The sequence below is a fragment of the Clostridium sp. CAG:43 genome, assembly GCF_000434655.1.
In the GTDB taxonomy this organism is placed as follows: domain Bacteria; phylum Bacillota; class Clostridia; order Lachnospirales; family Lachnospiraceae; genus Otoolea; species Otoolea fessa.
In genome coordinates this window covers 785-10,780 of record NZ_FR895050.1, presented here as the reverse complement: position 1 = coordinate 10,780, position 9,996 = coordinate 785, and the positions used below count along the sequence as shown (strand labels likewise).

Annotated in this window: 6 protein-coding genes and 2 pseudogenes; all 8 read left to right on the top strand. The window is 50.2% G+C overall.

Annotated features, from left to right (window positions below; all coding sequences use genetic code 11):
- Positions 1-191 (top strand): annotated as a pseudogene (locus QVO97_RS04245) (NAD(P)-dependent oxidoreductase); the annotation flags it as partial.
- Positions 192-442: 251 nt separating this feature from the next.
- Positions 443-1,417 (top strand): glycosyltransferase family 2 protein, encoded by a 975-nt coding sequence (locus QVO97_RS04240; protein ID WP_022359151.1) that lies wholly within the window; start codon positions 443-445, stop codon positions 1,415-1,417.
- A complete protein-coding gene (locus QVO97_RS04235; RefSeq protein ID WP_022359150.1) occupies positions 1,407-3,593 on the top strand; it encodes a glycosyltransferase family 2 protein in 2,187 nt (728 codons plus the stop codon). The genes QVO97_RS04240 and QVO97_RS04235 overlap by 11 nt, the downstream gene beginning before the upstream one ends.
- Positions 3,594-3,599: 6 nt before the next feature.
- Positions 3,600-4,598: a glycosyltransferase family 2 protein gene (locus tag QVO97_RS04230; protein WP_022359149.1), complete on the top strand. Its 999-nt coding sequence runs from the start codon at positions 3,600-3,602 to the stop codon at positions 4,596-4,598.
- A 159-nt stretch (positions 4,599-4,757) separates the two neighbouring features.
- Complete coding sequence (locus QVO97_RS04225) at positions 4,758-6,623, top strand: LCP family protein (RefSeq protein ID WP_022359148.1); 1,866 nt, start codon at positions 4,758-4,760, stop codon at positions 6,621-6,623.
- Positions 6,624-6,644: 21 nt separating this feature from the next.
- Complete coding sequence (locus QVO97_RS04220) at positions 6,645-8,066, top strand: undecaprenyl-phosphate glucose phosphotransferase (protein WP_022359147.1); 1,422 nt, start codon at positions 6,645-6,647, stop codon at positions 8,064-8,066.
- A gap of 13 nt (positions 8,067-8,079) precedes the next feature.
- Positions 8,080-9,780 carry an LCP family protein gene (locus QVO97_RS04215; protein WP_022359146.1) on the top strand — a complete coding sequence of 567 codons (1,701 nt, stop codon included), beginning with the start codon at positions 8,080-8,082 and terminating at the stop codon, positions 9,778-9,780.
- Positions 9,781-9,808: 28 nt separating this feature from the next.
- A pseudogene (locus QVO97_RS04210) lies at positions 9,809-9,996 on the top strand (AEC family transporter); the annotation flags it as partial.

The following is a 9,996-nucleotide window of genomic DNA, read 5'->3' as shown; positions in this document are numbered from 1 at the left end:
GCGGGTTTGTCGAGACGGTCTATGAGCTATGCGGCAGGCAGGGCAGCATGGAATTTGGCGTCCGCCCGCCGAATGCAGAGGGAATCGTCAATCTGATCCCGGATATCCGCAAGATGGAGCGGGTGGTTGGCTGGAAGCCACAGGTATATTTTGAAGAAGGAATGAAGAGAATTCTGGCTTTTCAGAAATGATTTTTCTGCCCTCTGTGCAGAGTGACGGGAGAGAATGGTAAATATTTGGACATATTTTATCAGTTTATGCCAAGTAAATAGCGAAGCAGCCAAAAATCGTTAAGAAAATTGTAGGTTGTCAAAAGAGAGAAAGACGTTTAAAATAAAGGCAGTATAGCCGAAGCGGCTTTCTCTTTTTTTTGTGTTCGAAATTTGGTGGAACGAAATAGAAGAGTTCAAACAAAAAGCAAATTAATAGGAATCAGAAAAGTATGAAAAAAATCAGTATATTAATTCCCTGCTACAACGAGGAAGAGAATGTAGGTCCGATCAGCGAGGCGGTTGTGGAGACGTTGGAGCGCGATCTGCCGGAATATGACTATGAGCTTGTCTTTATCGACAATGATTCGACGGACCAGACGCGCCCGATTCTTCGGAAGATCTGCAGCGAGAATCCACGGATCAAGGCAATTTTTAATGTCAAAAACTTTGGACAGTTCAATTCCCCGTATTATGGAATGTTACAGTGTACCGGCGACTGTGTGATCAGCATGGTGGCAGATTTTCAGGATCCGGTCGATATGATCCCGAAATATGTCCATGAGTGGGAAAATGGCTACAAGATTGTCATCGGCATCAAGACGGGAAGCAAGGAAAACCCGATCATGTATGCGCTGAGGAGCTGCTATTACAAGATGATAAAGAAACTCTCCGATGTCGAGCAGATTGAGCATTTTACCGGTTCGGGTCTGTATGACCGCGATTTTATTGAGATTCTGCGGGAGCTTGACGATCCGACGCCGTTTCTGCGCGGAATCGTGGCGGAGCTTGGTTATAAGCGCAAGGAGATTCCATATATCCAGCCGCAGCGCCGCGCAGGCAAGACACACAACAATTTTTACCGGCTCTACGATGCCGCGATGCTCAGTGTGACCTCCTATACGAAGGTCGGTCTGCGCCTGGCGACGATCTTTGGAAGTATCTGCGCGGCGATCAGTATGATCGTGGCGATTGTATATCTGGTGATGAAACTGCTTCACTGGTATGATTTTCCGGCTGGTATGGCGCCGGTTCTGATTGGAATGTGTTTTTTAGGGTCGGTTCAGATCTTTTTCATCGGTCTGGTGGGGGAGTATATTTTATCGATCAATTCGAGAGTCATGAAGCGTCCGCTGGTAGTGGAGGAAGAGCGGCTGAATTTTGATACACCGGTGAAAAAAGTTGGGGGCAAACAGCATGAAATGTAATGTCGATGTAGTTCGGATTCGTGAAAATTCGATTCAGCTCAATGGCTGGGCGATCGGAAAGACGCCGGAAACGGAGATCACCTATCAGGTTGAAGATGGGGCACATCAGCCGATCCGGTTTCAGTATGTGGCGACCCGCCGCGACGACGTCAGCCAGATTTATTTTGGGCGAACGGTAGAAAAAGAGCTTGGATTTGATATCCAGTTCCCGTATGAGCGCGGAAAAGATTATTATCTGATCGCAAAAGGCGAGGGACGCAAAATCCGCATTAAATATAATGAAGAACTGATCCGCAAGCGCAGCAGTGTGGCGCACAAGCGGATGCAGAAGATCCGCGATTTGATGAACATGGAGACTGTGCGGGTCTGTCTGGATTTCTGGAAGGAAAACGGTCTGAAAGCCCTGCTGGTAAAATCCAAGCACAAACTGCAGGGAATTGACAATGACTACGATTACGGCGAGTGGTATTCACTGACGAAGCCGACGGCGGAGGAGCTGGAGGAGCAGAGGAAAAAGGTGTTTGACGCGCCGGTTAAATTCTCGATCGTGATTCCGGCATTTAAGACACCGGAGCGATTCCTGCGGGAAATGCTGGATTCGATCGCGGAACAGACATACGCAAACTGGGAGGTCTGCGTGGCGGACGGCAGTCCGGCAGGACAAAGTTGCGAGCGGGTGCTGGAGCAGTATGCGAAGAAGGACAGCCGCTTTAAATACGTAATTTTAGGCGAAAATAAGGGCATTTCCGGCAATACGAATGCAGCAATGGATATGGCGACCGGCGATTATATCGTGCTGGCAGACCATGACGATAAGCTGACACCGAATGCTCTCTATGAGTGTGCGAAACTGTTACAGGAACATCCGGGATGCGACTGCTTCTATTCGGATGAGGATAAGCTGGATATGGACGGCGGCGCTTTGTTTGATCCGCATTTTAAGCCGGATTTCAATATCGATCTGCTCCGCAGCGTCAACTATATCTGCCATCTGTTTGTAGTCAGCCACGATTTGGCAGCGCAGGTGGGCGGCTTCCGTCAGGAATACGACGGAGCGCAGGATTATGACTTCATTTTCCGTTGTACGGAGAAGGCGAAGGAGATCCGCCATATCCCGAAGGTGCTGTATCACTGGCGCTGCCACAAGGATTCGACAGCGAGCAACCCGGAGAGCAAGCTGTACGCATTTGATGCGGGTGCGCGCGCGATCACGGATCATTATAAACGCGTCGGTATCGAGGCGGAGCGCGTGGAAAAAGGTGTGGACTACGGCATTTATCACTCTGTATATAAAATTCAGGGGGAACCGCTGGTATCGATCATCATTCCGAATAAGGATCACCATACGGATCTGGATCTATGCCTGCGGGCGATTGAGACGCGGGCAACGTACCGCAATGTTGAGTTTATCATTGTAGAGAACAACAGCACGGAGAGGGAAACCTTTGAATACTATGAAAAGATTCAGAAGGAATTTTCCAATGTCTATGTGGTAACCTGGGAGCGCGAGTTTAACTATTCGGCGATCAACAACTTCGGCGTGACCTTCGCAAAGGGCGAATATCTGCTGTTTTTAAATAATGATACCGAGCTGATTGCGGAGAATTTCATCGAGGAGATGCTGGGACTGTGCCAGCGGGAGGACGTCGGCGCAGTTGGCGCGAGACTGCTCTATCAGGATGATACGATCCAGCATGCGGGCGTCGTGATTGGTTTCGGCGGCATCGCAGGGCATACGTTTATCGGGCTTCATAAGGCGGAAAACAGCTATTTCCACCGTGCGATGAGTACACAGGATTACAGCGCTGTGACGGCGGCGTGCCTGATGACAAAGAAAGCGCTCTTTGATGAGGTCGGCGGCTTTACGGAGAAGCTGGCGGTCGCATTTAACGATATCGATTATTGCATGAAAGTGCGGGCATCAAATCATTTAGTGGTTTACAATCCGTACGCATTGCTGTATCATTATGAGTCGAAGTCAAGAGGACTGGAGGATACGCCGGAGAAGGTGGCACGTTTTAACAGGGAGATCAAGATTTTCTCGGAGCGCTGGCCGGAGATCCTTAAAAATGGAGATCCTTATTACAATCCGAACCTGACGCTGCGGAAGTCCAATTTCGCCCTCAGGGATCTGAAAAAAGAGAAAATCGGAGAACCGTATCATCTGGAGGTATAACCCGGGATGGAGATTACAACGACAATTATTATTCCCAATTATAATGGGTTGAAGTTTATGGACGAATGCATCCGTTCACTGAATGCACAGACGTATCCGAATTTTCGGACGCTGGTGGTGGACAACGGTTCGACGGACGGAAGCGTGGAGTGGCTGAAGGAACATCAGATCGATACGATTTTCCTGCCGGAAAACACGGGATTTTCCGGCGCAGTCAACGTCGGAATTAAGGCGGCAGACACACCGTATGTGCTGCTTTTAAATAATGACGTCCGGGTGGACGAGTATTTCGTGGCGGAGATGGTGCGTGCGATCGGTCAGTCGGAGCGCATCTTTTCCGTCAGCAGCCGGATGATCCAGATGTACCATCCGGACAGGCTGGATGATGCAGGCGATATGTATTCCCTGCTTGGCTGGGCGTACCAGCGCGGCGTGGGACGGGATCTTACGCATTACCGCCGTTCAAGCCGGGTATTCTCGGCGTGCGCGGGCGCAGCGATCTACAGGAGAGAGGTATTTGAGGAGATAGGCTATTTCGATGAGATGCATTTTGCCTATCTGGAAGATATTGATGTGGGATATAGAGCCCGGATTGCGGGGTATGACAATATATACTGCCCGGCGGCGCTGGTATGGCACGTCGGAAGCGGAACCAGCGGTTCCAAGTACAATTCATTCAAGGTTAAGCTGGCGGCACGCAACAATGTGTATCTGAATTATAAAAATATGCCGTGCTTACAGCTTATCATAAATGCGATTCCGATCGCAGCGGGGATTTTCGTGAAATATTCATTTTTCAGGAAACTCGGGTTTGGAAAAGATTATCTGGAAGGTCTGAAAGAAGGCATACGGACGGCAAAGAAGTGTAAAAAAGTGGCGTACCGCCCGGAACGGCTTAAAAATTATCTGGCGATAGAGCTGGAACTTTTAGCCGGGACATTTCTCTATGTCTATGAATTTGCTGTGAGACAGATCGAGAAAAAAGCAGCATCTGATAAATCGTGAGGAAAAGGTTAGAGTTGTTACTGGGCACGTATGCGTGGACAGTAACTTAGAGTTTGCGCGATGTGTGAACGGTCATGGTTTAGCGGATGCAGCACGGAGAAAGGCTGCTTATCAGACAATGTCTGAGCGGCAGCAAGCAAGTGAAAGATGAGGTAGCTTATGAATTATGAGGATGATGAGCTGGAGCGCATGAGGGCGCGCCGCGAGGGCAGAAGCAGCCGTGCCAGTCAGGCAGGGCATTCTTCGCGCAGCAGTTCTGCTTCCGGCACCAGCCGCAGAAGAGTCAGCAGTACAGTCGAAAATAGCCAGAGAAAAGGTGAGGCGGGCAGCAGTTCAGTACGTTCCGGCTACAGCGGTCCTAAGAGCGCTGGAAGTGGAAAAAAGAGTTCGGGACGCCGCGGCAGCCATTACCGTAAATCGGCGCGCCACAGAAAGCATATGATCATTGCGGCGGAGATTGTCGTGATTATATTGATGATTCTGGGCGGTGCATTCTGGTATATGTATCACAGAACCTTCGGTTCTATGCAGAAGATTGATTTCAATGAGGACCAGGTTAAGAACGTCAACCTGTCCCAGGAACAGATCGATGATATGAAGGGCTACATGACCGTAGCGTGCTTCGGTGTCGATTCGCGAAGTCAGCACGGGCAGATGAATGTCGGAAAAGGTACGAACGCGGATGTCAACATGATTGCCAATATCAATCTGGAGACGGGTGAGATCCGCCTTGTATCGGTATTCCGGGACAGTTATCTGAATATCAACGATAAAAACTCTTATAATAAGATCAACGCCGCTTACGCACAGGGCGGTCCGGAGCAGGCAGTTAAGGCGCTGAATAAGAACCTGGGTCTTAACATTACCCAGTATGCGACGTTCAACTGGAAAGCGGTTGCGGATGCTATCAACATTCTGGGCGGTGTAGATGTCGAGCTGAGTGATGCAGAGTTCTCCTGGATCAATGCCTTCATCACGGAGACAGTAAAGGAGACAGGTATCGGTTCTCATCAGCTGACCCATGCGGGCAATGTACATCTGGATGGTATCCAGGCAGTTGCATACGGACGTATCCGTTATTCAGATACGGACTATGCGCGTACCGAGCGTCAGAGAATTATTCTTCAGAAAGCCTTTGATAAGGCAAAAAATGCAGACTGGGCGACACTCAACTGTCTGATTCAGACGATCATGCCGCAGCTTGCAACCAATGTTGATATTACGGATTTGATTCCGCTGGCACGCAATATCGCGAAGTTCCATATCGGTGAGACCGCCGGATTCCCGGCAGCCAGAGGCGAGCAGGATGTTGGAAAGATCGGCGACTGCGTTATCCCGCAGACACTGGAGTACAACGTAAAAGAGCTTCATAAGTTCCTGTTTGATGAGGAAGATTATCAGGTTCCGTCCAATGTCAAGGAGTATAGCAACCATATCGCGCAGGTAACAGGTCTTACGACGAATGCGAAGCTGATCGGTCATGTTCCGGTCGATCAGGGTGTCAGCGCCCAGACGTTTATCAAGAAACGGGCGAGCCGGATTGCCGCAAAGGCAGCGGCGGAAGCATCCGCTAAGAAGTCATCGACGAGTGCTTCGGACGAGTCGGATGACGAGAGCGGAGATGAGACCAAGAAGGGTGAGAGCGAGAGCTCGATCGGATTGGACGAGATCTTTGATCCGGATGAAGACTGGATTGACTGGGAGGAAGAAGAGTCGAAGAGCAACAGCGGTAAGGGACCAGGAACAACGACGACTCCCGGCAAGAACAATCATACGGATAGGACAACCGAGGCGGATGATTCTTTATCCGGACCAGGCAGCACATCGGAGACGAAGTCTTCCATTGCAAAACCGGGATCTACAACCACAACGGCGGCAGAGACATCGGCATCCAGTGAAAAGACTTCTCCGGGTGCGTCGGATAATTCCGGTGTGAAAAGTCCGGTCACAGAGATTCAGGAACCGGGGGATTCCGGAAACAGCGATGTAGCAGGCCCCGGCGGTCCAGCAGGTCCGGGAGCTTAATCCGAATTCAGGTGATATACTATGATAAAAGATAACCAGAAACGGCTGAACCATTTCCACGTAGTGCTGGACGCATGTGTCATCGCATGCGCCTACGCACTTGCGTGGTTTATCGTCAATGGAACGCCGTGGTTTAATGTAACAGGGCATAATAAGAGCGCAATGGCAGTCGTCTATCTGGCGGCTGGCGTTCTTATTGTACCGTTTTATTTGATTTTATACGCATTTTTTCATCTTTACACGCCCAAACGGGTTCAGGGAAGACGGGTGGAGTTAGCCAATATTTTCAAGGCGAACATCATCGGTCTTTTGGTGATCTCACTGATGCTTTACCTGGGCGGTAAAAATGAGTATTTCCACAACTTCTCCCGTCCGATGGTATTTTTGTTTTTTGGCATCAATCTCTTTGCTGAGATTCTGATGCGGAATATCCTGCGGATAGCGCTCCGGTCGATGCGGTCGAAGGGATATAACCAGAAGCATCTGCTTCTGGTCGGTTACAGCCGGGCAGCGGAAGGATTTATTGACCGTGTGAATGTCAACCCGGAGTGGGGCTATAAAATTCGCGGTATTCTGGATGACCATGAGGAGTGGGGCAAAGAATATAAGGGAGTGCGCGTGATCGGCAAAATTGACGATCTGGATACGATTCTGGCGCTCAATACGCTGGATGAGATCGCGATCACCCTGAGCATCCAGGAGTATGGAAAACTGGAAAAAATCGTGGCAGGCTGTGAAAAATCGGGTGTGCATACGAAATTTATCCCGGATTATTATAACTTTATCCCGACCCGTCCGTTTATGGAGGATCTGCAGGGACTTCCGGTGATCCACATTCGCCATGTGCCGCTCACGAATCTGCTCAACGCAACGATGAAGCGGACGATGGATCTGGTCGGCGGCATGATGGCGCTCATCCTGTTTTCACCGGTGATGCTGGTGACGGCGATTCTTATAAAGGCGACTTCGCCGGGACCGGTCATTTTCTGTCAGGAGCGGGTGGGACTTCACAATAAGCCGTTTAAGATGTATAAGTTCCGCTCGATGGCGGTACAGTCGGCGGCAAAGGAGAAAAGCCAGTGGACGACGCCGGGAGACCCGCGTGTGACTCCGATTGGAAGATTTATCCGGAAGACGAGCATTGACGAGCTTCCGCAGCTGTTTAATGTTCTGAAGGGCGATATGAGCCTGGTTGGACCGCGCCCGGAACGCCCGTTTTTCGTTGAAAAATTCAAGGAAGAGATTCCGCGTTATATGATCAAACACCAGGTGCGTCCGGGAATGACCGGATGGGCACAGGTCAATGGTTACCGGGGCGATACCTCGATCACGAAGCGGATTGAGCATGATCTGTATTACATCGAGAACTGGACGCTGGGATTTGATTTTAAAATCATGTTTTTGACGGTTTTTAAGGGCTTTATAAATAAAAACGCGTATTGATGAGGAAAACCACATGGGATATGAAGAAGAAAGAGATAGGTCAGGACACCGCCGGAGCCGACGGGCAAAACCGTCGGAGATGGAAGACGATGGTCTGACACTGATCACGGATTCATTTACGGAACGCCGGGAGGACGGATCCCACCGGAGCGGAGATAGAAGCCGAAGTGGTCAGAAAGCGGCAAAGAGGGGACAGACGCAGCCTGGCAGCAGCCGGGAGAGCCGGAATCAGGAGAAAACCCGGACCATGAACCGGTCGGATATTTACGCCGACCCGGTTAAATTGAAAGCGCGCCGGAAAAAGAAGCGGAAGATATGGTTTATTCTTCTGGAGATTGCAGTGCTGATCGGAATTCTCTGCTTTGCGGGATATTCGTATATCAGCAGCCGTCTGGATCTGATGCAGCGGCTTCCGTGGAACCCGGATGAGATCAAAAACGTCGAGATTTCGGAGGAGAAGCAGGAGCAGATGAGCGGTTATTGGACGATCGCGGTTTTCGGCGTGGATAGCCGTAACTCATCGGTCGGAAAGGGCAATAACTCGGATGTTAATATTCTCTGCAACATCGATCAGGGAACCGGTGAGATACGTCTGGTTTCGGTGTACCGGGATTCATATTTAAATATCAGCGACAAGAATACCTACAACAAAATCAACGCCGCTTATATGCAGGGCGGACCGGAGCAGGTTGTCAAGGCGCTCAATAGGAACCTGGATATCGATATTGACGATTATGCGACCTTTAACTGGAAAGCCGTTGCAGATGCGATCAACATTCTGGGCGGCATTGACGTGGAGATCACGAAATCAGAGTTTTATTATATCAATGCGTTCATTTCTGAGACGGTCAAGGCGACCGGCGTCGCTTCGACCCAGCTTAAATCAGCGGGCATGAACCATCTGGACGGTGTGCAGGCGGTTGCATATGGGCGTCTCCGTCTGATGGATACGGACTATGCCCGTACCGAACGGCAGAGAAAGGTTATTTCCCTCGCGTTTGAGAAGATGAAAAAAGCAGATTGGGCGACGATCAACAATATTGTGCAGACGGTATTTCCACAGGTGGCGACCAGCATCGAGATCAATGATCTGTTGAAGATAGGACGAAATATTACGCGTTACCATCTGACCGAGACGACCGGTTTCCCGTCGGAGCTGAGGGAAAAGAAGATGGGACGCAAGGGCGCCTGCGTCATCCCGCAGACGCTGGAGAGCAATGTCATCGAGCTGCATCATTTCCTGTTTGGCGATGAGGAATACACGCCGACTGAGACGGTCCGGACGATCAGTCAGAAAATTGTATCAGATACAGGCGTTCATGGCACGAAACAGGCAGAAACGAAGGCATTGCCGAAGACGACCGAGGCGACGACAATTTCCATCCTGGATCCGACGCAGGAGAGCGGCGCGGACGAAAGCCAGGAAGCCGGGAGCGGCAGCGACGAGTCCGAGAAAGAGACCGGTAATGCTTCGGAAACACAGGAGAATGACGTTTCTGAGCAGGAAAGCCGTCCGGACGGTACGCATGCATCAAAGGAAAATGCGCGGGAGAGCAGTGAGGCAGAGTCTGGCGGTTCTTCGTCGGCATTTCCGGGCGGAAATTCTGGCACCGGCGAGACGGAGAATGGCAGAGAAAAACCTTCCGGCAGCGGTTCCCCGAATGGAAGCAGTGCACCGGGAAGTAAGACGGATGCGGGAATCATCATTGAGTGATGAGAGAGTGTGAAACGGAGGAAATGCTTTGAATTTAGATGGTTTGTACCGGATGCAGGGAATGTTATTTTCCCTGATGATTCTGGGTGCATTCTTAAAGAAGAAGGGAATTATCACGGATGAGGGAAAAAGGGTCATTGCGGATCTGGTCATCTTTGTGACACTTCCCTGCAGTATCATCGAGTCATTTGAAGTAGAACTGAGCATGGATATCTT

Bases quoted from the DNA above. Each gene is read 5' to 3' on its own strand.
- QVO97_RS04240 (WP_022359151.1), top strand. From the start codon at position 443: ATGAAAAAAATCAGTATATTAATTCCCTGCTACAACGAGGAAGAGAAT.
- QVO97_RS04235 (WP_022359150.1), top strand. From the start codon at position 1,407: ATGAAATGTAATGTCGATGTAGTTCGGATTCGTGAAAATTCGATTCAG.
- QVO97_RS04230 (WP_022359149.1), top strand. From the start codon at position 3,600: ATGGAGATTACAACGACAATTATTATTCCCAATTATAATGGGTTGAAG.
- QVO97_RS04225 (WP_022359148.1), top strand. From the start codon at position 4,758: ATGAATTATGAGGATGATGAGCTGGAGCGCATGAGGGCGCGCCGCGAG.
- QVO97_RS04220 (WP_022359147.1), top strand. From the start codon at position 6,645: ATGATAAAAGATAACCAGAAACGGCTGAACCATTTCCACGTAGTGCTG.
- QVO97_RS04215 (WP_022359146.1), top strand. From the start codon at position 8,080: ATGGGATATGAAGAAGAAAGAGATAGGTCAGGACACCGCCGGAGCCGA.